This is a genomic window from Novosphingobium sp. TK71 (assembly GCF_055361505.1).
The window spans coordinates 205047-230200 of the sequence record NZ_JBSZKA010000001.1 but is presented as its reverse complement, the minus strand read 5'-3'; the positions used below and the strand labels follow the sequence as shown (position 1 = coordinate 230200).

The following is a 25154-nucleotide window of genomic DNA, read 5'->3' as shown; positions in this document are numbered from 1 at the left end:
CATTCTCCTCCCCAAAGTTGGGGATAGGGGAATCTCGTCCGACTGAAGATGGTGTGTTGGTTCATCAGGAGAACCATCATGATCCAAATTGTGGAAGGATTTCAATCACCTGCAGACCATCCGCTTTTCGGTGCCATGCATCGCGACCGCAAGCGTGTCTTCGTCGATCTACTCCGATGGGACGTACCTGTCGTGGATGGCGAGTTCGAGGTCGATCAATTCGACGGACCCGATGCAGTCTATGTCATCGCGACCGACGAACTGGGTCGCCATCGCGGCTCAATCAGGTTGTTGCCGACCAACGGGCCCCACATTCTGGGTTCGATCTTCCCAGAGCTTTGCGACGGCGGCGTGCCGATGGCACCGAACATGCGCGAGTTGAGCCGCGGCTGTCTTTCGACACGACTGCGCGCCCCCGACCGCCTGCAGGTCCGCAACGCGCTGACGTCGGCAGTGGTGGAATATGGGCTTTTGAAAGGAATATCAGCCTATACGTGCATCGCCGATGCGGGCTGGTACAGCCAAATTCTATCGCTCGGCTGGACTGTGCGCCCATTGGGTTTGATGCAGCAGCTAGGCGGCGCCATGACGGGCGCGCTGCGCATCGATCTCGACCGGCAGACGCCCGATCAACTCAGAGCCGCAGGAACCTACGTTCCCCTGGAAATCATCGTGCCTTCCGACCCCGGCCAGACAATCGCAGCCTGAGGAGCAAGACGATGACATTTCCAAGTCTTCAAACGGCTCCGACGGGGGCGCTCGAATGGCTCGAGAAGCTCCTGAACGATGGCTATTGCATCATACCCGATGCCATGCCCCCGTCGAAGGTCGACCTTCTTGCCCAGGATCTGGGCAACGGGTTCGGATCGACGCCCTTGTCCTCCGGACCCTTCTACGGCGATGCGACGCGCCGCTTTCACGGCTTGCTTCGCCGCAGCCGGCACATGGCGGATTTCGTGCTCGATCCGCTCGTCATGGCGATCGTCGAGCATGTTTTGGGCGACAATTGCGATCGCATCCAGCTGAACCTCACCCAGGCTATCGAGATCGTCTCCGGCGCAGAGATGCAGCCGCCCCACCGCGATCAGGACATGTGGCCCGTACGGACACAAGGCGTCGAATATCTCGTCAACGTCATGTGGCCGTTTACGCCATATACCAAGTCGAACGGTGCGACGGTGATCTGGCCGGGCAGCCACAGGGCGCAGGACGCGCTCATTCTCGATCCCGAGGACGCGATTGCCGCAGAAATGGCCCCGGGCGCGGCGCTTCTTTTCCTCGGCTCGACGCTGCACGCGGGCGGTGCCAATCAGACGGATCTACCACGCCGAGGTATGATCGTGAGCTACAGCCTGGGATGGCTGAAGCCCTATGAGCTGCCCTGGCTCGCCTATCCGCCCGAGATCGCGCAATCCTTCCCCGCAGAGCTCGCCGCGCTCGCCGGCTACCGTGCGCACCGGCCTAATCTCGGAACGTTCGAGGGTAGATGCCCCTCCACGCTGCTGACCGAGGGCGAATCATCGGGCGGCGCTGTGGACGCTTTGCGACCCGAGCAGGAAGAGCTGATCGCTGCCTGGCGTGCCGGGCTGTTGGCGCCGGGTGGAACGATCGGACCACGACCGGCAGAAGGGCTTCGCGGCCATGAAGGGTGATCGTAGTTCCGCCCCACGGCCCGAACCGCAAGCGCCGGACGAGGAGCGGCTGCAGGCGCGTGCGAGAACTTGCCGGGCGCTCATTCGTGAACGTGAAATCATACGGGAGCATCTTGGCAGCACTTTATGCCGCAACGCCCATTGGGACATGTTGCTGGACCTCTATCTTGCCGATCTGGAGCGACGCACCCTTTACCAATCCGCACTCGGACTCGATGCGCTGGGCACGATCTCGAGCACGCATCGGCGATCTAAGAAACTCGCGAAACTGGGCGTCGTCTCGATCGTACATGATCAAGCCGACCATCGCCGAATGAATGTCTATCTTGCTCCCGAAACCCTTCTCGCGATGGACAAGATTATGGACAGGATCATCGACGAACAGGCTAGGGCATAGCTGCGTTAGTCGGTCGGCAACGATCGGGCCGATTGGGCGCCATCATCCTCAAGAGACGCGGCCATCCGGTCCAGATGCAAAATCAGGGTTCGTGCCGCCTCTTCCGGAGATGGAAGGGCGTCGAAATCGACTTTCCAACCAGGGTAACGGAAGCTCTGGGCCGCATGGGGAACGTCCAGCGCCTGGAGGAGCGCGACCAGTTCCGGATCCCAATTATCGCTTCCCAACTGGCGGCAGACTTCGACCCCATGTCCCAGGCTGTGATTGATCATCATCAATCGTTCCTCATCGCAGCCCCGAGCGCGAAGGAAAGCCTTGAGCGTCAGCTCAAGACCATGGGACGCCATGGCCCAAAATGCGTGCAAAGCCTTCGTCCCGCTCGACTGCGCCGCGAGCATTTCGACCGCAGCGATATATTCCCGGCCCATTTGTAGATAACGCCCTGCCCTGGCTTGCGCTTCCTGGCGATCGACTTGCGTCAATTCGCTTCTGAAACCCTCTTGCCCACGCTCTCCCCGGCTTTCGGACTGGTCAACTTTTCTTGGGGGCATGCACGATCCTATCGTCATCCGGAACAACGCACCGAGCTTTCCTCCTGCAAGGAAGTCGGACGCAGATTCGCGTTGTCGGTTAGACGGTGGAGAAAGGTTTTGAATTCGCGCACCAAATGGCGGGAGGCCCAAGGCCTCAATTAGAAATTCGCATATTTCCATTGACCGGATCGCCGAGGCCTTGCCGCTCGATAGCATGTTGACTATATTGATAGCATCGCCATCGGTTTCCACGAGGTGCCATCAGATGCCCGCTGTCACCATCCGCAACCTGTCCGAAGAAACCCATCGCGCCCTCAAAGTACGCGCGGCTCATCACGGCCGCAGCGCGGAGGCTGAAATGCGTGACATTCTGGAGGCGGCTGTTCGCCCCGCGAACCGCATCCGCATCGGCTCCGCCCTGTCGGCCTTGAGCCGGGAGGCCGGACTGACCAATGCCGATTTCGAGACGCTGGAAAGAGGCCGCGACCGGACGCCCGCCACGCCCATGAGCTTTGAATGATCGTTCTCGACACCAATGTCGTTTCCGAGGCGATGAAACCGGAACCCTCTCCAGGCGTGCGTGACTGGCTGGACGAGCAGGCCGCGGAAACCCTCTATCTCACCAGCGTCACCGTCGCGGAACTGCTGTTCGGTGTCGGCGCGCTGCCGGACGGACGGCGCAAACAAAAGCTCACCGCCTCGCTCGATGGGCTTCTCGGCCTGTTCGACGGCAGAATCCTGCCCTTCGACACCGATGCCGCCCGCTGTTATGCCGATCTCGCCGTGGCGGCGCGCGATGCGGGTAAAGGCTTTCCGACACCGGACGGCTACATTGCAGCCATTTCCACCGCCCATGGCTTTGCGGTCGCCACTCGTGACGCCAGCGCCTTCAAGGCGGCGGGTATGCCGATCATCGATCCCTGGACTACCGGACACCAGGCAGCAGGCATCTCTTCGTAGGTCGAATTTTCGCAAGCACGGCCACGCACGACGGGCGCCCCTGCCCCACCATCGTGCCGGCAACCGCACAGTGAGGCGACGCCTCGATGCGAAAATGGCCGCGGCCTAGATGGCAACGTGTCCGGGTTGGGGCTTGTTAGTGCAGCCAGGGGCCGAGAAAAGCGGCCATAACATCCGCGGCGCGCCTTTGGCGGAGAACCCGGGCATTGCGAAATTCCTCGTCGGCCTCGACATTGGCATCGTCGTCTTCGAACCGGGCAACGGCAACGGGCCCATCGCGCAGATAGCTCTCGTCGGGATTGGGATCGAGGAAGCGGGCAGTGAGACGAGCGATCGCCTCGTGGATGACGTCGGCATGCTTGCCTTCGAGCGCCTGGTGGAATGCGTTGTGGATGCCCGCGATCCCGCCGTCATGATGCTCGATGCAATAGACAAGATCATGAGCGTCCTTGCGCTCATGACGCTGGTCGTAGGCGAATGCCTTCAGGCAGGTGAAACTGACAATGTCGGCATAGCGGATAATCTCGGTGGCCCGGCCGCCGCCGTTCAGCAGATCCGCCGTGATCGCGACGCGTTCGTGCAGGTCGAACACCATCGATGCATGCGGAATGTTGATCGCGGTGACATTGCCTTCGGCTGGCAGCTCCTGGACCTTGCCGCCACCCAGTTCCGGGGAATCCGCGAGGAATTCGAGTATCATCCTGGCGCCGCCGTCGATCTCGGTCTGCCAACGCCAGGCCTGCTTGGCGCCTTTGTCGTTCTCGGCGCGCTCAAATTTCATCGCCTTCAGATTCTCTTCGAGCGTGCTGTAGGCTTCGGTGTTCGTGAGGATGCCGACATCGACGACGATGTCGACATCGCCGGTACCGGCGTGAGCCGGCACCTTGGGCGGACGCGCGGTGATCAGGTATCGAGGCGCCAATCCCCCGACCAGGAAGACAGAATCCTTCCATGGGCCGAGACCGCGCAGGAGGGTCACCAGCACGCGTTCGCACGCGTCGGTTACGGCGGAGCCGTAGCCGCCGATCGTCTGGGGTTTAGCCATTACGCGTCGAGCCTTTCCGACCGCAGGTGCGCGGCCATCTCACGGGAGCGGCCGGTGCCTTGCAGCAAGTCGAGATAGACTTGCAGCGGCGAAGCGAGCCGCACATTCTCGATGCTTTCTGCCACGGTGACATCGCCCCGAGCGCGGGTCTCGAGAAGACCGAGGTTCCAGCCCTCGCTGACGGAGCGCGCATTCAACCGTTCCAGCGCTTCTTCTTGCCGGCGGCCCGGTTCGATCCGGCACTTCACCTGTGAGATGTTTGACAGGTAAGGCGCATAGAGCTGGGCTGCCGCTTCCGCCGTCACGGCATAGGCTGCGTCGGCATCGCGGCACGCCCGATCCAGCTGCTGGGTGAGTTCAAGCGCGTTGCTGCCAGGAACATAGTAGCGTGCGAGCTTCGGCGGCTTCTGGTCGGCGACGTAGCTGGACCATGCGTCGATCAGCGCATTGGCTGAGCGCAGGCGCCGCAGTTTGGAGGGGCCGGCGCCCTCGACGTCGAGCCATTCACGTCGCTCGAGTTCAGTGAGGGTCGCTGAAACGGTAGCCGGTGACACTTCGGTCGATTCTGCCAACTCCTTCACACTCAGCCATTCGGATCGGCGATCAAACACGGCCTGGACGACCCGCGCCTTCTGCCCCTGGAACAGGGAACCGAAGATCTTGGCATTCTTCTTCGGGATGGGGCGATCGACATAGACGAAGGCATGGCGGGCGGGGATGTAGAGCGATCCGCCAAGGTCGTAGAAACCAACCCGTTCTTCGCGCAGAATGTCGCGCGCGCCAGGGGAGATGGCACGCGCGATAAAGAAAGGCAGGATTTCGCGATCGGCCGACATGTGCGCGAGGTGGTTGCGCAACTGCCAGACGGTTTCGCGGACATCGCGCGGAAATGCCTCGCGCTTGGCTTCGACAAGGAGCTGGACCATCTGCCCGCCAATCTGGGCGTCGACCAACGCATCGACCCGCCCACGCGGCCCGACCGCAACCTCATGCCCATCGATTTCGGCATGGCCGTCTGGTAGCGCCCCAATCGCGTCGATCAGGCCGTCCAGTAGCTCGCGTTCTTCAGCCTCATATTTCAACATATTTTATGTCCAGTGAATATGGCTGATTTATCGAATATACGACAGCCTGTCCATATTCACTGATCAGGAAATTTTCCACCAAACTCATATCGAGCACGCGCTGATCGGGGCAGAGCGAAGCAGTGTCATCAATATTCATTAATGGCCTATGGCTGTCCGCCTACCAAGCGGATCGCCTGAGGCCGTAGTCGAAAATAGCTATCGCCTGAAAAATCTGTTTGCCGGAAGATCATTCGCGTTACCCATTTTGGCCGGGAAGTTGTCTCTCGCTCTTTGGGCAAGTGTAACGCAAGGATGCTCCGACGGACGGGATGGTCGACGACGACGCTCTCCACGCATGGTTCAAACGAGAGGTGCTCCCGCTCGAACGGGCGCTCACGGCCTATGTGCGCCGAAATTGGAGGGTGGCAGAAGACGTGTTCGAACTGCGGCAGGACATATATGAGCATGCGCTGGTCGGGGCCCGCCGCGAGCTGCCGGCCAACACTCGCGCGTTCATGTACACGCTCGCGCGCAATCATCTGATCAACCAGGCGAAGCGGTCGCGGATCGTGTCGTTCGAGATCGTCGCCGACCTCGATCATGAGACGCTCGATTTCGACATGTTCGAAGCCGAGCGGGCCCTGACCGCACGCGACGAACTGCGCCACGCCAAGGCAGGAATCGAAAAGCTCCCGCCGCGCTGCCGCGAGATTGTGCGGCTACGCAAGCTTGAGGGCCTATCGACACAAGAGGCAGCCGACGCGCTTGGCGTCTCTACCGACAATGTGCGCCAACAGCTCAAATATGGAATGAAGGCGCTGATCGATCATATGCTTGGGGGCAGCGGCAGGATCGTACGCCCGCGGTTTGTCGGGCGTTCCACGCAGGAGGGACAGCCATGAGCCGGCCCGCAAGCAGGCACGCCACGATCGAGGACGAGGCGATCGACTGGCTGATCCGGAAGGACGAGCCCGACTGGTCACAAGCTGACCAAGCGGAGCTGAACGAGTGGCTTGAGGAATCGATGGCGCACCGGGCAGCATATTTGCGCGCCGAACACGGCTGGGAGGAGGCGGACAGAGTCAGATCGCTCGGCGATTGGGGCGAGGTTCGCGCTGGCAATGGTTACCGGCCGATGGGACGGTGGTGGTCGGGCGCGATCGCGGCGAGCATCCTTGCGATCGCCGGAATCGGCGTCTACTCGTTCGCCCCGCAGTTTGCCAGTCAGCCGCAGGTGCAGGAAGCCCGGTTCGATACGCCCGTGGGTGGGCGTAAGATCATCAATCTCTCGGACGGCAGCAAGATCGAGCTCAACACCCAGTCGGTCATGCGAGCAGCGGTCGACGACAAGCGCCGTGATGTCTGGCTCGATTCGGGCGAAGCCTATTTCGAGGTGTCGCACCGCGAGGGCGAGCCGTTCGTGGTCCATGCGGGCAAGCGGACGATCACGGTGCTGGGAACCAAATTCTCGGTTCGCAGAGACCAAGATCGGGTCACGGTCAATGTCATCGAAGGGCGCGTGCGGGTCGACGACGGACAGAACCGCGGCACGAGCGCGGCGATCATTGCCGCTGGCGACACCGCGATCACGCGCGGTGGATCGACGCTGATCGCCGCGAGGTCGGAAGAGCGGGTCGAGAATGCACTTGCCTGGCGTGACGGCATGCTGACGTTCAATCTTGTTCCACTGTCTGAAGCTGCCGCCGAGTTCAATCGCTACAACCGTACCCAGTTGGTCGTCGATCCGTCGGCGGCCGGCCTGCCGATCGGCGGCACGTTCCAAGCCTCGAACGTCGATGCGTTCGCGCGGTTACTGCACGATGCCTATGGGCTCAAATCCGAACAGGATGGCGATCACATCAAAATCTCGAACTGATGTGTTACCCATTTGTGACGCCCGATTGTCGCATATTGGGTGGGGCTAGAACGTTCGCCCCGTCCAAGGGGGGCAATATGATCCGGGCACTCGCCGCAGCACTCACAACCACCACCTGCCTTATGGCATTCGCCACGCCGGCAGCAGCGCAAACGCGCGAATTCAATGTGCCAGCAGGCCCGCTCCGGGCGGCCCTAGACATGTTCGCCCGGCAGTCCGGCCGCCAAGTGATCTATAGTGCAGACGTCCGTTCCGCCCGCTCCGGCGGCGTGCGCGGTGTGCGCACTGCCGACGACGCTCTCAACACGATTCTGGCGGGCACGGGGTTTGTGGCAAAGGCAGACCGCACCGGCGCGTTGGCGATCGTGAAGACGGGAAACGCCGATAGTATGCGGCCAATCGCGCAAATGAAAGATGGTTTTCCTGGAACTGCGGAAGCCGAGAATGGAAGCAAGGAGATCCTCGTGACTGGCTCGCGAATCCGCGGAGCCGCACCGACCGCTCCTCTAATCAGCCTTACTCTTGAACAAATGCAGAATGCGGGCCAAAATACACTACCAGGGGCTCTGCAAAGCATCCCACAGAATTTCGGTGGCGGTCAGAATCCCGGCGTCAGCATCTACGCGCCCGGCGGAGGAAATACGACCGGAGCATCTTCGATCAATCTTCGAGGTCTCGGACCAGACGCGACGCTAACTCTCATAAACGGGCATCGCCTTTCATATGGAGGACAATTGCAGGCTGTAGATATTTCGTCGATCCCGTTACTTGCTATTGATAAGATCGAGGTGGTCGCCGACGGAGCTTCCGCCCTTTATGGATCTGACGCGGTCGCCGGGGTAGCAAATATTATCCTCCGAAGAAACTACAGCGGCGTCGAAATTGGATCAACACTAGGCACATCCACAGATGGTGGAGACTTCCAGCAACAATATAGCATGTTGGCGGGAACGTCGTGGAAATCCGGCAGCATAATGGCGGCCTACGAGTTTGGACGAAACACGGATATCGACGCAAGTCAGCGGTCCTATGCGGCAGGATCACCGGGAAATACCTTGTATCCCTCGATAAAGCGGCACAGTGTGGTCTTGACGGGCCATCAAGATCTGACCCCCTATCTGACCTTTGAGATCGATGCATTCTACAACAAGCGATGGACCGATCAAACCGTCGTCATCGATGCGAGAGGCAACTATCTTCTCAATGGAGCGCTACGATCGACCAATAGCGATTCGTTCGCTATCGCACCCTCTTTGAAACTAACCCTTGGTGGGAACTGGAGAGCCACCTTATCTGGCCTTTATGCTGAGGATCGCGGCAACACACAGCAGCAACAGTTTCTCAATAATATTCGCACAATCAATACAATATACTGCGCATGCAACAATGCAAGTTCGGTGGAATTGGGGGCCGATGGCCCTCTATTTCACCTCCCGGCTGGCGATGTCCGAGTTGCTCTCGGGATAGGGTATCGCAACAATACGTTTCGAATGAGCAGCACCGCAATCGATGAAGGGCAGAATTCGTATTTCGGATACGGCGAGGTCGATATTCCGATCGTCAGCCCGTTCCAACAAATGAAGTATGTGAACCGCCTGCATTTGAGTGGGGCTATGCGTTTCGAACGCTATCCTGGCATGGGTCAGGTTGCGACACCCAAAATAGGCCTGATATACGCGCCTACATCGGATATTGAAGTCAAGGGATCATGGGGAAAGTCTTTCAAGGCTCCAACGCTATACCAGATGTATTTTACGCCTCGGGCGGCGCTGTACCCCGTCTCCACTTTGGGCGGATCTGGATATCCGTCCGGATCAACCGCACTCATGCTACTTGGCGGCAACACTTCACTACAGCCTGAACGCGCCACAACCTGGTCTGCCTCTTTCGTCGTGCATCCTCGGGCGGTGCCGGGAGCACGGGTTGAGGTGAGTTACTTCGATATCAGCTATCGCGGTCGTGTAGTGACGCCACTTACTTTCACGAATCAGGCGCTTAGCAATTCGATCTACAGCAATCTGGTGACCTTGAACCCGTCCGAAGCTGAAAAAGCAGCGGCGGTTGCCATTCAGCCGTTCTTTAATCTCGCAGGCGTTGCCTACGACCCTACCAAAGTTGTGGCCTTAGTCCAGAACACTAATATGAACTCCGCGATCCAGAACGTTCGCGGGGTCGACGTGGCAGCATCCTATGACATTGACCTCGGCCCGCATGGAAAGCTGGCGTTATCCGGCTCAGCGAGCTACATCGATAGCGACCGCAGACTGAGCTCCCTACAACCCGTCAGCCAACTTGCCGGTACAATCTTCAATCCGCCACATATTCGAGGGCGGGCTGGCGGAACGTGGTCCGTAGCCCAACTAACGTTGGGCACATTCGTAAATTATATCGGTGGCGTAACAGACGTGAGGACCGCAGCGAATAATCGTCTTGACGCCATGACGACCGCCGATGTTGCTGCTCGTTTGAGATTGCGAGGGCGCGCATTTGGGCAGATCGAAATATCGATCTCTGTTCAGAATCTTTTCAACGACAAGCCGACGCCGGTGCCGAACTATGCATTTACGGCACCACCCTTTGATTCAACAAACTACTCTCCGATCGGGAGGTTTGTGATCGCCGGCTTGAATAAACGTTTCTAGCACTTGCAACCTTCTTTGCTCTGAGCGGCAAGAGTTCTGCAGTAATAAACGATTTGGAAGATGGAAATCCGATGGCGTGCAAATTACTCAGTGCGGTCTGGACCGCGACTGTCTGTTTATCCTCAGGCGGTTTTGCCTCAATAGTCACAGCCCCGGGCCTTGCCGCAAATCCCCAACCCTCACTTATCGATATCGTTGAAGCCAGATCTATCGATAGCCTGACATTGTCGCCGGACGGCAAGAAGATCGCTTTTCGCGTTCTTATGCCCTCCCTGAAAGAGGACAAGGTCTTCGTCCAGTGGTACTCCGTGCCAACCAATGGTAGCCAGCCAGCCACACCTATGGGCAAAAGGACCGAGCCTGTCTGGCTTCCGGTATACGACCTGGCGCAAGGTGATGTTGGTCAGTGGAGCAATGATAGCCGATCATTTTTTATAACCGCTCAGCAGGAATCGCAGATACAGGTCTACAAGATCGGAATCGGTCGACGTATGACCCAAGTGACGCATGACTCAGCAGATGTCATTGACTTTACCGTCGATCCGAATGGGCGCTGGCTGGAATATAGGACGGGAAACGCCAGAGATTATCTGGCGAAGGAACAAACTGCGGCGGAGCGCAATGGCATAAGACTTGATCGAACCGTTGCCGCCGAGGGTTTGCGGTTAACCCGAAGCTTCAGGATAGGAGATCGCGAGGTCGCTATACGCCGGGAAAGCCCTGCGCGGATCAATGTAGCATTTCTTGGGCCACCCCAGACCAAACGCGTTGCCCTACGAAAGCCATCAGCACTGGCCCAAACCACTGGCGAGACGGCCTACCAACAGATAAACGGGATTGGTGTTGAAGGATCCAACGAGTCAATATTACTACGCGGATCTGGTGCCAGAATCATTCTCCAAGCCCTCGATAGGCCCGATCCCGTTCTCGCCCAACGCTACGGCCGGTTCAGGGTTGCCGTTCGATACGCTGACGGCGAAATGAAGCCTTGCCTCGCGGAGTTCTGCTCCGGCGACGCGCCCGCCATCCGCCAGGTGTTGTATCAGTCCTCGACCGATGAAGTCTTCATCCTATATGAAAAGGACTATTCCGGTCGAACCGGTCTTTTCGGCTGGAATCCCCATTCAGGTGAGGAACGTACTCTCATCGCTCCAAAGGGATCATTGGGCAGCGGTACCGGGGATGGCATTAGCACCAGCGATGGCCCTCCCCGTGGCTGCATTCCAGTCACCAACGCCATCATCTGTGTGCAGGCGGAGGCATCGCTGCCCCCCCGTCTGGTTCGCGTCGATCTGCTCGATGGTGCGATTAAGGTTCTTGCAGAACCCAATTTCGACCTGGCGAGAAAGAAGTTCGTTCAAGGGGAATACCTCGAATGGAGGGATAATCTGGACCGGCCCGCTAACGGCATCCTTTTCTTACCATCCCCCGGCGCATCACCGCCACCATTGGTGCTCACAACATATCGCTGCCGTGGCTTTCTCAAGGGCGGCACCGGCTTTCTGGCTCCAGAACAAATCCTCGCCGAAAATGGAATCGCGGCCCTTTGCGTGAACAATAATAACGGCACACAACGCGAACGCGACGACGCGGGCAAGGTGATCCCATTGGCACAACATAAGGCCGCGCTGGCTTCTTACCAAGCGGCCATCGATCTGCTGGCGCGAAAAGGCACGATTGACCGAACGCGGGTTGGCATCGCAGGCCATAGCTTCAGCAGCATGGTTACGGCATACTCGATCAGTCATTCAAGTCTGTTCGCGGCTGCTGTCATGGGGACATGGAGCACCATCGATCCTCTCGCCTACTATTTGACCGCGCCGACCGCTGATTCCTGGCGGAAACTGACGTTCGACGTTATGGGCCTGCCTCCCCCTTCGAACGATCCTTCGGGTATTTGGAGCGACATTGCTCCTGCGCTCAACGCGGGGAAAATCAATACACCATTGCTCATGCAGCTACCGGAGAGCGACGGGTGGCAACCGACCATGGAGTTGTTCACCCGTTTGCAGGATCTGCACAAACCCGTTGAGATGTGGGTGTACCCATTTGGGGGGCATTCGGGTGGAAAGTCACCATGCCAGCAATATCAACGCGGCAGGCGATCGATAATGTGGTTCAGGCGGTGGCTGGCTACGGACAATACACCTGATTTTTTTAAATTGACTTGCTAAGTGCGTATATTGAGCCTGGGCCTCTCGCCTTCCCAGCCCCTCAGGGGCCCCGCGCGTTGAAGGATAGTACCACGTTCCGGATTTTGCGGCATCGACCCGCCAATCTTGGCTGCGTCGCTTTAGCTGCCGCCGTCTAGGATCTTCGCAATCGCTAGAAGACGGATGGCCTGGGCCGTATCCTTCGCGCCGCGAGCCCCCGCAGGGCGTAAATTATCGCCAAGCCTGACAGGTGCTATCGCCGCCCAACTCCAGCCGTTTGCTATGATGAATCACCTCCGCACCAAACCGAGAAGGTTCCACGAGTCAGATCCTACAGGTTTTGGTGTAAGTCGAGGTTTTAATCTGGACCGCTGCGAAGGCGGCACCCGTCCCTACCTGCCCGGCCACCGCGTGTGAACACGATGCTCTGCTATAATATTGGTGACCGGCGTCAGGAACGAACCTTTCCGTGCCATGATCCGCAAGGTGACCGATATATCGTGAGGTGACGGAGTTGGTGATAGTTGACGTGATTGAGGAGTCTATCTGGTCCTGCACCTCGTTGAAATTGAACGCTAACCAAAGAAGCGCTTTAGCGCAATGCGGAAACCTCCCTGTTTAGCGATCGGCGAGGCAGCAGCGGGACGCTCCGGCGTAGCGTCGTCACCCATGAGAAGTCGAGCCAACTCCATATTTGCGCGGACGATATCGGGATCTTCAGGATCAGCACCAGTCATCCCCGCCTGCCACAAATCTCCTGCGGGACCTCTGAAGGGCCCCCACTCGGGGATCATTTCGCCACTCTCGCGAAGTTGATAAGCCAAGGCGAAAATGTCCATAGTCGGCAGGAGAAGCCGCCCAGGATCGTTCTCATCATCCTCAAACCTTCCGTCCGCGTTAAGAAAGAAGGGCATCTCAACGTCTTGATCAAGCATTGCGCTGGCAAAGGATGCAGTAGCCGAGAAGCCGCAATGAAACCTAAGCGCCTGACCCATCATTTGGTAGTCGGCTTCCGAATGTTCGCTCTCGCTATAGCGCTCGGCCAGCCCCAGGCCGAGCCAACGGTCGAAATCGTCGCCGAGCTCGTTTGTGATGCCATGATGAAGGGCCAAGGCTTTGGCTGCTGAGAGAATATCCCTGAAGATGTCCGTTGCGCTCATCATAGGCATGCTCTGAAACAGTTGGTCAGTGACGGAAAAGTACGGTGCTTCATTGGGGAAGGTTTGCAATGAGCGGAGGATAGCATAAATATTGGGCGGTTTTCCAGCGACCCTCAGATATGCTGAAGGCGTCCGTTCCAATCCGGTTGAGAAGCAGCCGCGAGGATGCTGGTCGATCCTATGTCATTCAGCCCGACACGCCTCGCCTTCGAGCAACTTTGAGTGCGAAGCCCCTGGATCAGCCGATCGGCGAGAGGCCCTGATAAGCGTGGCTATCACCGTTTTGGACGCGTCCGAAGCATGTCAAGGGTGACCTTGAGAAACTGAGCCGTCCATTTCAGTTCGTCGTCAGAAAGCGATGCGAGTTCGGTGGTCAAATCCAGCAGCGCCGGGCGCTTGTCATGGGAAGACTGAGGATCGTAAGCGAACATCTCCGACACATCGACGCCGAAAAACTTGGCGAAGCGCTCGACGTTCTCAAACGAAACACCCGTCTCACCGCGCTCGATTTTTCCAATCATGTTTACCGACATGCCCACGGCTTCACTCAGCCCGGCCTGGGTCAATTTTGGCCGACACTGCTCGCGGCGAGCCGACACCGTGCTTCCAAATCGCTTGTTTATGTCCGACGGCACGCTCACCCGCAAAACAATAAGCCACGGGGCCCATCCATAAACGTAATTGTGTTGTATAATACAACGCTTTATTGATTTCCATTACCGCTCCTGTTACGGCTTTCCAATCTCGCGCGAGGTGCAGATTTGACGGCGCCAAAGGGACAAAGGATGGGTGAACCGAACGAAGTGGAGGACGGGTCCCCGCCGGGGCGCAGAAGCAAGGCAGCATTTGCAAAGTTCTATCAAGCCGAAACGCCGTGGCTCGTACGCTATTTCCGGCGGCATTCCGTGTCTGCGGAGGATGCCCACGATCTCGCCCAAGAGGCGATGACTCGCCTCCTGCGCATCGCCCCGTCATCCGACATCGAATCCCCTCAGGGCTATCTGCGGCGCATTGCGACCAATCTGCTGCGCGACCGGATGGACGCAGGTTCGACGCGCTTGGCGCGTTTGTCGGTTCCACTGAAGGAAGGTTTCGACAGGGCGGCCGATTTTGATCCCCATCGCGAGGTCGAAGCGCGGCAGGAAATCGAATACTGGTCGAACGTGCTTCTGGAACTCAAGCCGCTTACATTGGAGATTTTTCTATTGAGCCGTGTCGAGGGTTACACATACAACGAGATCAAAGCCCGCCTCGGTGTTCCCCTATGGGTCGTTCAACGCAATATGCTCAAGGCTATTCGACACGTAGCAAAGATGCGGGAAACTCACGGTGAGTAATCGACCCCGCGCCGGGCTTGGCGAAACAATCAAGAACTGGCTCGAAGAGCGCTCGGCACAGAAATGGGTCGAACGCATGATCCGCGACCGGTCGCGTTACGAACGCCCGTTTGAGCAATGGGCATCGGCAAAGCCTGGCCGCCGCGAGCGTTATGAGGATATAGTCGGAGCGCTCAACGCTTCCCGTGTCGGTGCCAGGCGCCTCGTCCGTCCGAAGTCCGGGAATGCGTCAGTTGCGAGGCGGTGGTGGTTTTCGGAAATTGTGCCGACACCTGCTTTCGCGGTTATCGCGCTCCTAACAGTGGGCGGCGCCGCATTATACATCGCGACGCCGATATTCAGCAATGGCAGCCGGGAGAATGCTTCAAGATTTGCTGCGGAGAACCGAATCTACTACAATGAGGTCGGGCAAGTCCGATCAATCAGGCTGCCCGATGGTTCCGCCGTGGTGCTGGACACCGATAGCGCGATGATGGTGCAATTCTCTGCTGAAAAGCGCGAGATAACGCTGATCAGCGGAAGGGCCCGATTTGACGTAGCACATGACCGGCAACGGCCTTTCGTGGTGACAGGAAGTGGCGGCAAGGTTGTCGCCATCGGTACGCTGTTCGATGTGACCCTGCGCAATGGCTTTGAAGTTCAGCTCTTGAAGGGGAGTGTCGAGATCACCCTTCCGTCAGCGGGACCAGGCGCCGCGCCCCATGCCCCTCTCATCCTCAGGCCCGGACAAAAGATTTCGTTCACAGCCGGTGCGGGACAGGCTACCGTCGAGCGCGGGAAGATCAGGAATTCTGATCCGCAATGGGTGTCGGGTGTGAAGCTTTTTGACGATGTGCCCGCGCGTGAGGTCGTTGCGGAAGCCAACACATATTCAAGCGTGAAGATCGAGTTCGCGGATCCCGCGCTCGCGGACAAGCTGGTCGTGATCCAGTGCGACATCCGAGACATTTCTGACGTGGCGGAAGGATTGGCGACACTGTTCCGACTGCAGGTTGATCGTAGTCAGCGCGGCAAAATCATCCTCAGATAGGCCCCCTCTCGTTCTCCCAGCATTTCTTTTCCCTGAGCGTCGTCTCCTCAGTGCAATGACCAAATTACGGTCGGGCACTCGGAAGGGCGGACACGATGGGAATTGCGAAAAAGGGGCTGGCGATCGGGATAACTGCGGTTGCGCTGATTTCGGCTGGGACCAGTTACGCTCAACAGGCAGATGAGCAAGTCTACGACATTCCGGCCCAGGATCTGAAGAGCGCAATTCTCGCCGTCGCCGGCCAAGCCGGCTACAGGCTCTACGCCTTCTCCGACGATGTGAAAGGCAAGCGCGGGCCTGCTCTCAAGGGTCGATTCACTGTCGAGGAGGCGATTCGACTTCTCCTCGAAGGATCCGGCCTTTACGCCGAGGTGCAGGGAAAGGTCGTTCAAATCCGGGGGCGATCGGCGACGCCGCGATCGGATGTAGCGAACGCGGCGGGTGAATCGTCGGACATCATCGTGACCGGCTCTCGGATCCGAGGCGCTGTCCCATCCTCGCCGGTCATCAGGGCTAGCCGAGAAGACATCGAAAGCGAAGGGCTCACTGACCTGGGCAGTTACGCCAGAAGTATCCCTCAAAATTTCAGCGGCGGCCAGAATCCAGGAGTAGTGCCCGGAGGCGGGGCGGCGAATCAAAATTTGAACAACTCGTCGGCGTTGAACTTACGAGGGCTGGGCCCGGACGCCACCTTGACGTTAGTGAACGGTCATCGGGTCGCCTATGATGCCATCAGTCAAGGCGTTGACATCTCCGCTATACCCCTTGCTGCCATTGAGAGGGTCGAGATTGTGGCAGATGGCGCGTCGGCCCTGTACGGATCCGACGCCGTTGGCGGAGTCGCAAACGTGATCTTGCGGCGTGACTTCGACGGGCTTGAGACTTCTGCACATTTTGGCGCATCTACTGACGGTGGAAATGAGCAACAACAATATAGTGCGGTAGCGGGCAAGCGATGGTCTGGTGGTGGCCTGATGGCTGCTGTCGATTTCAGCCACTCAACGGCAGTTACCGCTCGGGACAGGTCATATACCGCGACGCTTGACGACTCTGCGACATTATTGCCGTCGCAAAAGCAAATTAGCCTCGTCATTTCCAGCCATCAAAGACTGACCGACATAATCCGGTTAGAGTTGGACGCACAGTTCAACAATCGTAACTCCGAACGAAGAACCCCTTTTTCCGTTACGCAAAGCGCATTTGCAAATGGGAACGTTAACAAGGTCGGGGCTCGATCCTACTCTGTCACGCCCTCGGTTCGATTCGCCCTCCCTTCGGAATGGGAAGCATCCCTCAGTGCCACACATGCCGGAAGCAAAACAGCGATCCGCTCTCGCCGTTTTTCGGGGGGTGCTGAAACACGCCAGGGCCTCCTAATCTACAATAACCGGACCGACTCCGTCGAGCTCAATGGCGAGGGGCCGGTATTCCGTGCTCCCGGCGGTATCGCTCGCATGGCTGTTGGCGCGGGCTATCGGTCGCTGAAACTCGATGTCTTCGTTAATTCGACAGCCGCCGGCATAACGCAGGTTACCTCCGATTTTACGGGCGGGCGGGATGTGTATTTCGCCTATGGCGAACTGTCGATCCCTGTGGTCGGGAATAACAACACGATGCCTCTAATACGCCGGCTGACCGCAACCGGGGCGGTTCGCTATGAAAACTACCGCGGCGTCGGATCGATCGCAACGCCGAAGATCGGACTTACCTACGAACCACTATCGGGCGTCACGCTAAAGTCTAGCTGGGGAAAATCATTCAAAGCGCAAACGCTTTTCCAGGAGTTTCAACTCCGCGAGGGCAATCTCATTTCGGGCACCAACTTCGTTCCCTCCAATCTACCGCAGGGAGCAACCGTGCTACTGCTAGCCGGCGGCAACCAGAATCTGAAACCGGAGCGCGCGACGACCTGGACGACTTCAGTTGCTTTTCGCCCCGCGTTCATTCGTGGTCTGAGCGTCGAAGCGAGCTACTTCGACGTTCACTACAATGATCGCGTTGCAACCCCGATCATCGGCACATCGAGCGCGCTTTTGAACCCGATTTATCAGGATTTTATCACCTTCAGCCCCACCTCTCAGCAAATTGCTGATGCCATTGCGGATCTTCCGCAAGGGATTCTCAATCAGACCGGGCAACCCTTCGATCCAGCGAGTGTCGCGGCGATCATGGACAACTCGCTACGCAATACCGCACGCCAGAGAATTCAGGGGGTGGACGTCGCCGCCGACTATACGCACAGTCTCGGGACCGATGACCAACTGCGGATCACCGCTGCTGGAAGCTACCTGGATAGCAAACGGCAACTGAGTTCTGGTCAGCCGACCGCTGACCTGGCGGGTACCATATTCAATCCGCCACACTGGAGAGCGCGGTTCGGCGGGACTTGGGAGCGGCGCAACGTCGCGTTGGCCACGACGCTGAGCTACATTGGCGGTACGCTTGATAACAGATTTCAGCCCATCATACGCGTTGGTGCCTTCACTACTGTCGATACGACCGCAAGGATTAAGGCAACAGACAGCCAAGGACTGCTTGGAGGTTTCGACTTCATAATATCGGTCCAGAATATCCTTAACGCCAAGCCGTCAATCATACGAAGTAGCGATCCATCTAACCCGCCTTATGACTCGGCTAATTATCCCTCCACTGGCCGTGTTGTCGGTCTCACAATAACTAGGGCATGGTAATGCGATCGTTTCGGCGAGCCCTATTGGGTGTGGTAGCCGCAATGGCTGCCAGCCTAAGCCCGGCATCCGGCCAAACCACAAACTGTTCACAGATTGCCCCGCCCACCAAAATCTCCTCGCTTAGCAATCGTCCTTTGCTGCCTGAGGATTTGGTGCGACTGCGAGACATCGGTTCCGACGGGCAATCTCCGCCAAATCGTCGAATGTTTTCGTTATCTCCCGACAAAGGAATGATCGCATTTCAGCTGAGACAGGCCGACACCAAAAACAACAGCTACTGCCTAGCAATATTCGTCATGAAGACCCAAGCAGGCGCGCAACCACTGATCGTCGACGAGGGAGGAGAACTAGTCCGGTCCACGTTCGATTTCCGAGGAAAAGCCGCCTTTCCGAGCGGTATTCCAAAGACGATATCACCAAAATGGGCTCCCGACGGACAATGGATCGCCTTCCTTAAGAGGGTGGGCCCAACCACTCAAATATGGCGGGCCTTCAAAGATGGACACGGGAGTAGTCCGTTGACCCATGAGAATTTCGATATAATTGACTTCGAGATCACGGCTGATGGCACGACAATCATATACTCGGGCCAACCAAAGTTGCGGGAGGCTTTGGCGGATATTGAGCGCGAAGCGCTCGCGGGTTTCCACTATGATGGACGCTATGCTCCGTCCGCTAGCGATCGCCCCTTCCCCGCCACCCCGATTCCGACCGAAGCCTACGCTCAAAATCTCAAGACGGGCACGATCCGGCCGGCGCTGCCAGCCGAAGCGCGCCTGCTGCAGCTACCGTCGGATGCTCCGGACGAGGCTCTGGAATTCGCGAAATCTGCGACCGGTCAGGCAGCATGGCTGATTAATTTGCCCGGCAACCCTATAAGACCTCCGATAGGCCTCATCGTGGCGAATGAGCGAGGCGTACCAACTCTCTGCGTTGCGCCCTCCTGTCGCGGACGCATCAGCAATCTATGGTGGACAGTTAACGGGGGCAAAGTACGCTATTTCCGCCGCGAAGGAACTGCATTCGCTGAAACGGCCATCTACGAATGGTCACCGCGCAAAGGATCGCCTCGACGGATCTATTCGACAGAAGACGTTTTGAACGATTGCAGCCCCCTCCGCCGCCTCCTAATCTGCGTTCGGGAGGGCTCCATATCGCCGCGCTATATATCATTGCTCGATCCGGATACGGGCACGTCAAAAATCCTGTTCGACCCTAACCCCGAATTCGATCATCTCCGCCTCGGAAGAGTGACACGATTTTCCTGGGAAAACAGCTTTGGGATCACCACCATCGGCGACCTTGTCTTACCGGTTGATTACAAGGCTGGCACAAAATATCCGCTGATCGTAGTGCAATATGATACGCGAGGCTTCCTTCGTGGGGGCACGGGCAATGAGTTTCCGATTCAGGCCTTCGCCAATCAAGGATATGCCGTATTGAGTTTCAGCCGTCCGCTCGAGATGGGCTATCTAAGCGCTGCTACAAACGCTGACGAATTTGGAAAGGCAGACCTCAAGGATTTTTCCGACCGCCGCAGCGTGCAATCGTCCCTGGAAATCGGTGTTAAAAACTTAGTTTTACGAGGAATTGTTGACCCCAAGCGAGTTGGTATCACCGGAATGAGTGATGGTGGATCGACTGCGGAGTTTGCGCTACTGCACAGCGATTTGTTTGCCGCCGCTGCGATGAGCAGTTGCTGCTGGGACCTCACCCTGCCCGCTCGTGTCGGTCCTTACGCGGCGGCGCATTTTAGCGCGGAAGGTTGGCCACGTGTAAGCGATGAAAGCACCGAATTCTGGCGTCAAGTCTCGATGGTCCCGAACGCGCGAAAAATGTCTGCTCCTATATTGCTGCAGATGGCTGACAGCGAATATATGAGCGCGCTGATGGCATTCACGGCATTGCGGGAACAGAAGAAGCCGATCGACCTTTTCGTTTTCCCCAATGAGACCCATGTGAAGTGGCAGCCGGCTCACCGTCTCGCCGTCTTTTACCGCAGTATCGCCTGGTTCGATTTTTGGCTCAAAGGTCAGCACGCCCCGGAAATGGGCGAACAGTCCGAGCTTTCACATTGGGAATCGCTGAGGCACGAATGGCGACCATCTGACTGAAATCTTCTCATGCGGCAAACTTGGACCAGTTTGCGATCCAGGCCTCGGTATTGAGCAACTCCATTATTCGGACATGCTCGAGCCCAAGATTGGGACCGACACTTGCTAACATAGCCTCCAGCGCAACCCGTTCTAAAATACCGCGGCTGGCCAGGTTGCCGTCTAGCAATCTTTCGCGGATAGCAGGCAGATACCTCCTGAGGATCTGGACGCTAAATCCGTCCGGTCCCCCCTTCGAATTCCGGTTCAAAATTCGGCCAGGCAGTAACTTGCTGAAGGCCAATCTCGCGACTGCCCGGTTCTGGCCGCCAGCGCACCAATACCAGCTTGGAATCTGAAGACACAGCTCGACAATTGGCTGAGACAACAGCGGGTTTATAACTGGCGCGTAAGTCGTCCTCATGGGATACAAGTTTTGTTGCACTCGTAATAGCCCCGCTATGTGCGACGCCTTACCAGGCATGGCGTCGTCCAGCCCCTCAAGCCAAGGATGCGAAAGCTCATATTTCGATTGATGTGATACAACATCCGGGTGGAGAAAGCGACTGTCAGGTCGCCAGGTGAAGGCGAATGAATGGGACCTCAACCTCTTCAGAGCCGCCCTCAGCACTGCATTCAGTCCCGCCCCCGTCAGTTTCGAGACGTCCGCGACTGTCCGTAGAATGCCCCGATGCAGTCCTTCCATCAGGAACTGATCTACTACTGCATCTGCCGTTTGCGAGTACCCGAAGACATTGTCCCCGCCGTTACCCGTGAAATAGGCGTCAATTTCGCATCCCCTCCCGGCATCAATGAGGGCGAGCTCATAGGCCAGACTATGAGTTCTACCGACCGGTCGTGGGAGATGCTGACTGACGGATTCGGTTATATCGACATTTTCAACAGCATAGCGTTTCTCGATGAGGTCCAGACCGAGCGCATTGCACAGTGTTCGAGCATAAATTCGCTCGTCACCAGCGGGATCGTCCGTGTACATGGTCAAGCACTGCGGCGCTGCGGCCGCCAGACATGCCGCCACGATAGAAGAATCGAGGCCACCCGAGACGGTCAGCAATGTACGGCTATATTGCGACGACCACATCGATACGCAGTATTCGACAATGTCCTTTAACTGATCGGCTAGGTCGAAGGGGCTGCAAGAGCAAGGAGGCTTGGCATAGTCCCAAGGCGACCAATAGGCTCTTGTGACGCCAAGACCTCGGCTTATGGCAATCTCGGTACCGGGCAGAAGTTCATATACGCCGGACATGGCTGTTTGCGCCATTGGAAGTCCAGCGCTGTATAGAAAGCGACTTACTCCATCCCAGTCCACACACGGGGCAAAAATATGTGCAAGACGAAAGAGCGTGATGCTCGACGCGAACGCAACATATCGATCGCAGTAGGTATAATAGCATGGCAAAGCTCCAGAAGGATCTCGCATTACACGGACCATGCGATCTTTACCGAGAAACGCGGAAACATACGCGCCCCAGTATATTTTCGCCATATCCTCTGGCAAAGCCGGAGTCGTAGACCAGCCTTTAGAAGAACTTTTGCTCGAAGCATAGTCGCCTGCCTCGGGCCGCTGGAACGCCGTCCCTATGATAAAACCAAGATCATTGTCAAATGGCATGAAATCGCCGCCACGCTCATCGAGAAATAAAGCAATCGAACCGACCTGAAAGCGGCAATATTGGTTTAAATGCACTTCAACTTGTTGAGCAATGTCCTTTATATCCATATCTTCGTACGCGACGATAAGGAGATAATGCGTATTCATCAGATCACCAAGATCGGGCTGAAGCGCCTGGCGTAGTCAAAATCTCCCGTAAGCACGCAATCATCAACCTGCACCCAGCTATGGGCAGCAAATGGTGCAGCTCGCACACCAATGACGAGAGAAGGAGTGAATCGAAAATGATAACATACGAGGAGGAATGCGAGAGATCGCGACAGACAGCGATCCGCTGGCGGAAGCAGGCTGTCTGAAGCAATGAAAGCGGACAGAACTGCAGGAAGGTCAGTCACTGATTGTGTCTCTCCAACACGGACAGCGGCTCTTCTGTGCTTGATGGAGGCTATAATGTGCGAGAATTTACGGTAACGGAGGGATACAAGAGCGTTCAGTCTCGCCAAAATCGCGTATGAAATTAATTTCGTGGAACGCTGTCGGTTGTCCGATTCTTCGATCTCGCGTTCAGCGGTGGGCATATTAGCTGGTGGAGGGCAGCGGTGCAGGTCGTCGCTTTCAACCAATAGCCCGTGGGCGAACAGCGGACGAAGGGCACTATGTCGCGCTGTCTCGTCGCGCGGGGCAGCTACAAACATTTCAAATGCAGCAGTTGCTTCGTCTGGCAGGCAGAAGTATCGATCGCGCTCAACGTCCAAAAATATCGCCCAGCCTGACCTTATGCAGTAGTGGACGTTGTCTCGGAGCCTATAGGGCATATCGCATCCCTGATTATTTCAGGACGCGTGCCAACCGCAACGGAGTCGATCGCGGCGGCAACGCGCCCCTCGTAACGAGATCAATCGCTCAGGAGACCGATGTCGGACTGCAAACCGCCGTCATGGTCATTGGCTCCGGAATCCCGCCCCTTGGTTTGGGTGGTTGCCGCTCCGAGGTCGATCAGTTCGTCGCTGGCCGTCTCATGATCGCGCTCCATAATAACCTCCTTCGATTGTGCCGCAGGGAATTACGACATGCAGAGGATATGATAGTTTGCGCTTATCGCCGATCTTATAAGGTCTCGGTCGCGCGACAAACGGCATTGGAAGGTCTTTGATGGCGCTCCCTAGAGCGGCATCGACAACCGGAATCATGCTCTCACGAGCCTTTAACCGAGGTTGCCGGCAAGCCAGACCCGCTGGACGAGATCATGCGTTCGTCTCAGACGCCGGCGATGGTACGCCCAAATCGCCTCCCTGAGGTCAGGGTCACTACCGCGCGCGGTCAAGGAAGCGATCGTCTTGAGTTCGCTCGCCACATTCCGAATGACCAGCGGCTCGACGAGTCGTGGCGCATTCAGCCTCCCACTCAGGAGGATGACCGCCTCGACATGGGGCCAGTTCCGCGATCGGCGTGCGATCGCCACAAACAGTGATGAGGCAGCCTCGGCTACCTCGGTGGGTGTCTGAAGCGCCTCGGCGAAAAGAATGCCTGGCGATGCCCCTGCCCGGTCGCCGCGAGCCGGACGCTTGAGCGCGTTGCGGATCAATTGCCCATGCCAGAGATAAAGATCGCGGAGCCCTTTCGCGCTCAGACCCGGCAGCTTGAATCCGCCATCTGGATGAACCCTGAGAAGGCGTTCGCCGACGAGGCGCTCCGCGCTATCCCGAACCGGGCCGATGCTGACGCCATATTCCACGGCAAGGGCATGGATATTCAGTTGCGCCCCCGGCGGAAACCGGCCGCTCAGGACATCGGCCCGCAGCCGCTCATAGATGGTGGCAGTGGTTACGGGCTTGGGCGACATGGCTCCGCACTACGGCGCTTGGCGGCCACGGCCGGAAAACGCCAGCCTTGCCTTTGCGGCGTCCTGGCGTTCGGATATCAGCGCGACGCAGGCTTCCTCGAGGTCCCACAGATCCTCCATCGCCAGCAGTTCATAAGGTATCGGCATCCGGCGCTCCACAAACAGCAGCGGCGCGGTCATGTGAAAGGTTGAGAGATTGAGCCAGTGCGAGCACAGCACATGGTCCTCGATGGTCGGCGCGGGGCCGCCAGACTCCAATTCTCTCACCCACCGCTCGCTTATTCCGATCTCGCTCGCCATTCGGGCCTGCGAGATATGATCTCGACGGCGGCGTTGCTCAATTCGTTTGCCCGAGAGCTCCTTCATGAAGGAGATGACCGGCAACTCTTTCGACGGACGACTTTGAGACGACATGGACAGGTCTCCCTGGCAATGGCTCAAAGCTCCCGGTAGCATTTACCCGATGCCGAAATGCTGGTGTATTATCCGCCTGTATGCAAGAACTAATCTTATCACTTTGATAGGACTGGAACTCACCTGCCACTATCGGCGGTCTTCAGTTGTACCCGCCCTGACCGGGCGCTGCGCATCCACAAATATCCTGATATATCTTAACAATTCGTCTGTCCTCCGATGCGCGAAAGCCCATCAGTGCTGCAAGATACAGCTTCCAGATCTGTGGCGCCGGATAGAGGCAACCCGCTTCCGCGATGCGATCCGCTATCCGCTTCGTGGTCTCGGCCAGGTCTGGAGAGGTGCCTACGAACTTCACCTCGCGGCCGCCCAGGGAGTTTAGCTCGGGCGAAATCATATCCCCTATCACCTCGTCCACGGGGCCGATTTCCACCAGCCGCATCGCCACATAGAGCGTCATGCCATAGGGCAGTAGGTCCTCGACGAGATGACATAGCCTGCAATGGCACTCCAGGTACAGGCCGATGCCCATGCTTGAGAGCTTGAGCTTGTATGTGCGCGAAGATCTGACCGTCATGATTTCGCTCCCAGATTGCGGTTCTGTTCGGACAGTCACTGTCTGGATG

General features: G+C 57.6%; 24 protein-coding genes. 13 read left to right on the top strand and 11 right to left on the bottom strand.

The window, feature by feature from the left end; all coding sequences use genetic code 11:
- The first annotated feature begins 78 nt into the window (after positions 1 to 78).
- Genes ACXJ16_RS17385 through ACXJ16_RS17375 form a run of 3 tightly spaced genes read left to right on the top strand, consistent with a single transcriptional unit; the run spans position 79 to position 2049 of the window.
- Positions 79 to 708, top strand: a complete 630-nt coding sequence (locus ACXJ16_RS17385) for an acyl-homoserine-lactone synthase (protein ID WP_463922807.1) — start codon at positions 79 to 81, stop codon at positions 706 to 708.
- 11 nt (positions 709 to 719) lie between these two features.
- On the top strand, positions 720 to 1652 hold the full coding sequence (locus ACXJ16_RS17380; protein WP_463922806.1) for a phytanoyl-CoA dioxygenase family protein: 933 nt from the start codon (positions 720 to 722) through the stop codon (positions 1650 to 1652).
- The gene (locus tag ACXJ16_RS17375) at positions 1642 to 2049 is read left to right on the top strand and encodes a MarR family transcriptional regulator (protein WP_463922804.1); all 408 of its coding nucleotides are present in this window, start codon (positions 1642 to 1644) and stop codon (positions 2047 to 2049) included. Before ACXJ16_RS17380 ends, ACXJ16_RS17375 begins: the two co-directional genes overlap by 11 nt.
- A 5-nt stretch (positions 2050 to 2054) precedes the next feature.
- On the opposite strand, the gene ACXJ16_RS17370 is transcribed toward ACXJ16_RS17375, so the two are convergent.
- Positions 2055 to 2834, bottom strand: a complete 780-nt coding sequence (locus ACXJ16_RS17370) for a hypothetical protein (RefSeq protein WP_463922803.1) — start codon at positions 2832 to 2834, stop codon at positions 2055 to 2057.
- A 13-nt stretch (positions 2835 to 2847) separates the two neighbouring features.
- On the opposite strand from ACXJ16_RS17370, the gene ACXJ16_RS17365 reads away from it, so the two are divergent.
- Together ACXJ16_RS17365 and ACXJ16_RS17360 are read left to right on the top strand one after the other, a co-directional pair.
- Complete coding sequence (locus ACXJ16_RS17365; RefSeq protein ID WP_463922802.1) at positions 2848 to 3102, top strand: FitA-like ribbon-helix-helix domain-containing protein; 255 nt, start codon at positions 2848 to 2850, stop codon at positions 3100 to 3102.
- Entirely contained in the window at positions 3099 to 3542 is a 444-nt protein-coding gene (locus tag ACXJ16_RS17360) for a type II toxin-antitoxin system VapC family toxin (protein ID WP_463922801.1), read from the top strand. Before ACXJ16_RS17365 ends, ACXJ16_RS17360 begins: the two co-directional genes overlap by 4 nt.
- A 136-nt stretch (positions 3543 to 3678) precedes the next feature.
- On the opposite strand, the gene ACXJ16_RS17355 is transcribed toward ACXJ16_RS17360, so the two are convergent.
- Positions 3679 to 4587: an antitoxin gene (locus ACXJ16_RS17355; protein ID WP_463922800.1), complete on the bottom strand. Its 909-nt coding sequence runs from the start codon at positions 4585 to 4587 to the stop codon at positions 3679 to 3681.
- Positions 4587 to 5672 carry a hypothetical protein gene (locus ACXJ16_RS17350; protein WP_463922798.1) on the bottom strand — a complete coding sequence of 362 codons (1086 nt, stop codon included), beginning with the start codon at positions 5670 to 5672 and terminating at the stop codon, positions 4587 to 4589. Before ACXJ16_RS17350 ends, ACXJ16_RS17355 begins: the two co-directional genes overlap by 1 nt.
- Positions 5673 to 5983: 311 nt before the next feature.
- On the opposite strand from ACXJ16_RS17350, the gene ACXJ16_RS17345 reads away from it, so the two are divergent.
- The 4 genes from ACXJ16_RS17345 (at position 5984) to ACXJ16_RS17330 (ending at position 12346) form a co-directional block, all read left to right on the top strand.
- Positions 5984 to 6556: an RNA polymerase sigma factor gene (locus tag ACXJ16_RS17345; RefSeq protein WP_463922797.1), complete on the top strand. Its 573-nt coding sequence runs from the start codon at positions 5984 to 5986 to the stop codon at positions 6554 to 6556.
- The gene (locus ACXJ16_RS17340; RefSeq protein WP_463922796.1) at positions 6553 to 7530 is read left to right on the top strand and encodes a FecR family protein; all 978 of its coding nucleotides are present in this window, start codon (positions 6553 to 6555) and stop codon (positions 7528 to 7530) included. Before ACXJ16_RS17345 ends, ACXJ16_RS17340 begins: the two co-directional genes overlap by 4 nt.
- Positions 7531 to 7607: 77 nt before the next feature.
- Entirely contained in the window at positions 7608 to 10172 is a 2565-nt protein-coding gene (locus ACXJ16_RS17335; protein WP_463922795.1) for a TonB-dependent receptor domain-containing protein, read from the top strand.
- Positions 10173 to 10225: 53 nt separating this feature from the next.
- The gene (locus tag ACXJ16_RS17330; protein WP_463922794.1) at positions 10226 to 12346 is read left to right on the top strand and encodes a S9 family peptidase; all 2121 of its coding nucleotides are present in this window, start codon (positions 10226 to 10228) and stop codon (positions 12344 to 12346) included.
- Between the two features lie 554 nt (positions 12347 to 12900).
- Here ACXJ16_RS17330 and ACXJ16_RS17325 read toward each other — a convergent pair.
- Together ACXJ16_RS17325 and ACXJ16_RS17320 are read right to left on the bottom strand one after the other, a co-directional pair.
- Complete coding sequence (locus ACXJ16_RS17325; protein WP_463922793.1) at positions 12901 to 13485, bottom strand: hypothetical protein; 585 nt, start codon at positions 13483 to 13485, stop codon at positions 12901 to 12903.
- 275 nt (positions 13486 to 13760) lie between these two features.
- Positions 13761 to 14126, bottom strand: coding sequence for a helix-turn-helix domain-containing protein (locus ACXJ16_RS17320; protein WP_463922791.1), 366 nt, complete (start codon positions 14124 to 14126; stop codon positions 13761 to 13763).
- Positions 14127 to 14270: 144 nt separating this feature from the next.
- Here ACXJ16_RS17320 and ACXJ16_RS17315 point away from each other — a divergent pair, with 144 nt between their 5' ends.
- The 4 genes from ACXJ16_RS17315 (at position 14271) to ACXJ16_RS17300 (ending at position 20656) form a co-directional block, all read left to right on the top strand.
- On the top strand, positions 14271 to 14822 hold the full coding sequence (locus tag ACXJ16_RS17315) for an RNA polymerase sigma factor (RefSeq protein ID WP_463922790.1): 552 nt from the start codon (positions 14271 to 14273) through the stop codon (positions 14820 to 14822).
- On the top strand, positions 14815 to 15852 hold the full coding sequence (locus ACXJ16_RS17310) for a FecR family protein (protein WP_463922789.1): 1038 nt from the start codon (positions 14815 to 14817) through the stop codon (positions 15850 to 15852). Before ACXJ16_RS17315 ends, ACXJ16_RS17310 begins: the two co-directional genes overlap by 8 nt.
- 95 nt (positions 15853 to 15947) lie before the next feature.
- Entirely contained in the window at positions 15948 to 18542 is a 2595-nt protein-coding gene (locus ACXJ16_RS17305; RefSeq protein WP_463922788.1) for a TonB-dependent receptor domain-containing protein, read from the top strand.
- Positions 18536 to 20656, top strand: coding sequence for an Atxe2 family lasso peptide isopeptidase (locus ACXJ16_RS17300; RefSeq protein WP_463922787.1), 2121 nt, complete (start codon positions 18536 to 18538; stop codon positions 20654 to 20656). Before ACXJ16_RS17305 ends, ACXJ16_RS17300 begins: the two co-directional genes overlap by 7 nt.
- A gap of 7 nt (positions 20657 to 20663) precedes the next feature.
- Here the strand turns inward: ACXJ16_RS17300 and ACXJ16_RS17295 are convergent, their stop codons facing one another.
- The 6 genes from ACXJ16_RS17295 to ACXJ16_RS17270 all read right to left on the bottom strand — a co-directional run bounded on the left by ACXJ16_RS17295 (position 20664) and on the right by ACXJ16_RS17270 (position 25105).
- Positions 20664 to 22418, bottom strand: coding sequence for an asparagine synthase-related protein (locus ACXJ16_RS17295; RefSeq protein WP_463922786.1), 1755 nt, complete (start codon positions 22416 to 22418; stop codon positions 20664 to 20666).
- Positions 22418 to 22849, bottom strand: a complete 432-nt coding sequence (locus ACXJ16_RS17290; protein WP_463923290.1) for a lasso peptide biosynthesis B2 protein — start codon at positions 22847 to 22849, stop codon at positions 22418 to 22420. The genes ACXJ16_RS17295 and ACXJ16_RS17290 overlap by 1 nt, the downstream gene beginning before the upstream one ends.
- A gap of 317 nt (positions 22850 to 23166) precedes the next feature.
- The gene (locus ACXJ16_RS17285) at positions 23167 to 23304 is read right to left on the bottom strand and encodes a benenodin family lasso peptide (protein ID WP_463922785.1); all 138 of its coding nucleotides are present in this window, start codon (positions 23302 to 23304) and stop codon (positions 23167 to 23169) included.
- A 171-nt stretch (positions 23305 to 23475) separates the two neighbouring features.
- Positions 23476 to 24114: a GntR family transcriptional regulator gene (locus ACXJ16_RS17280; protein WP_463922784.1), complete on the bottom strand. Its 639-nt coding sequence runs from the start codon at positions 24112 to 24114 to the stop codon at positions 23476 to 23478.
- Between the two features lie 9 nt (positions 24115 to 24123).
- Entirely contained in the window at positions 24124 to 24528 is a 405-nt protein-coding gene (locus tag ACXJ16_RS17275; RefSeq protein ID WP_463922783.1) for a helix-turn-helix transcriptional regulator, read from the bottom strand.
- 142 nt (positions 24529 to 24670) lie between these two features.
- Positions 24671 to 25105: a hypothetical protein gene (locus tag ACXJ16_RS17270; RefSeq protein ID WP_463922782.1), complete on the bottom strand. Its 435-nt coding sequence runs from the start codon at positions 25103 to 25105 to the stop codon at positions 24671 to 24673.
- Positions 25106 to 25154 lie beyond the last annotated feature (49 nt).

What these genes read in the sequence shown, in the direction of transcription:
- ACXJ16_RS17360 (WP_463922801.1), top strand. Translation starts at nt 3,099, where the DNA reads ATGATCGTTCTCGACACCAATGTCGTTTCCGAGGCGATGAAACCGGAA.
- ACXJ16_RS17295 (WP_463922786.1), bottom strand. Translation starts at nt 22,418, where the DNA reads ATGAATACGCATTATCTCCTTATCGTCGCGTACGAAGATATGGATATA.
- ACXJ16_RS17350 (WP_463922798.1), bottom strand. Translation starts at nt 5,672, where the DNA reads ATGTTGAAATATGAGGCTGAAGAACGCGAGCTACTGGACGGCCTGATC.
- ACXJ16_RS17300 (WP_463922787.1), top strand. Translation starts at nt 18,536, where the DNA reads ATGGTAATGCGATCGTTTCGGCGAGCCCTATTGGGTGTGGTAGCCGCA.
- ACXJ16_RS17275 (WP_463922783.1), bottom strand. Translation starts at nt 24,528, where the DNA reads ATGTCGTCTCAAAGTCGTCCGTCGAAAGAGTTGCCGGTCATCTCCTTC.
- ACXJ16_RS17355 (WP_463922800.1), bottom strand. Translation starts at nt 4,587, where the DNA reads ATGGCTAAACCCCAGACGATCGGCGGCTACGGCTCCGCCGTAACCGAC.
- ACXJ16_RS17285 (WP_463922785.1), bottom strand. Translation starts at nt 23,304, where the DNA reads ATGGAGCGCGATCATGAGACGGCCAGCGACGAACTGATCGACCTCGGA.
- ACXJ16_RS17280 (WP_463922784.1), bottom strand. Translation starts at nt 24,114, where the DNA reads ATGTCGCCCAAGCCCGTAACCACTGCCACCATCTATGAGCGGCTGCGG.
- ACXJ16_RS17315 (WP_463922790.1), top strand. Translation starts at nt 14,271, where the DNA reads ATGGGTGAACCGAACGAAGTGGAGGACGGGTCCCCGCCGGGGCGCAGA.
- ACXJ16_RS17380 (WP_463922806.1), top strand. Translation starts at nt 720, where the DNA reads ATGACATTTCCAAGTCTTCAAACGGCTCCGACGGGGGCGCTCGAATGG.
- ACXJ16_RS17365 (WP_463922802.1), top strand. Translation starts at nt 2,848, where the DNA reads ATGCCCGCTGTCACCATCCGCAACCTGTCCGAAGAAACCCATCGCGCC.
- ACXJ16_RS17325 (WP_463922793.1), bottom strand. Translation starts at nt 13,485, where the DNA reads ATGAGCGCAACGGACATCTTCAGGGATATTCTCTCAGCAGCCAAAGCC.
- ACXJ16_RS17345 (WP_463922797.1), top strand. Translation starts at nt 5,984, where the DNA reads ATGGTCGACGACGACGCTCTCCACGCATGGTTCAAACGAGAGGTGCTC.
- ACXJ16_RS17385 (WP_463922807.1), top strand. Translation starts at nt 79, where the DNA reads ATGATCCAAATTGTGGAAGGATTTCAATCACCTGCAGACCATCCGCTT.
- ACXJ16_RS17270 (WP_463922782.1), bottom strand. Translation starts at nt 25,105, where the DNA reads ATGACGGTCAGATCTTCGCGCACATACAAGCTCAAGCTCTCAAGCATG.
- ACXJ16_RS17335 (WP_463922795.1), top strand. Translation starts at nt 7,608, where the DNA reads ATGATCCGGGCACTCGCCGCAGCACTCACAACCACCACCTGCCTTATG.
- ACXJ16_RS17290 (WP_463923290.1), bottom strand. Translation starts at nt 22,849, where the DNA reads ATGCCCACCGCTGAACGCGAGATCGAAGAATCGGACAACCGACAGCGT.
- ACXJ16_RS17305 (WP_463922788.1), top strand. Translation starts at nt 15,948, where the DNA reads ATGGGAATTGCGAAAAAGGGGCTGGCGATCGGGATAACTGCGGTTGCG.
- ACXJ16_RS17375 (WP_463922804.1), top strand. Translation starts at nt 1,642, where the DNA reads ATGAAGGGTGATCGTAGTTCCGCCCCACGGCCCGAACCGCAAGCGCCG.
- ACXJ16_RS17340 (WP_463922796.1), top strand. Translation starts at nt 6,553, where the DNA reads ATGAGCCGGCCCGCAAGCAGGCACGCCACGATCGAGGACGAGGCGATC.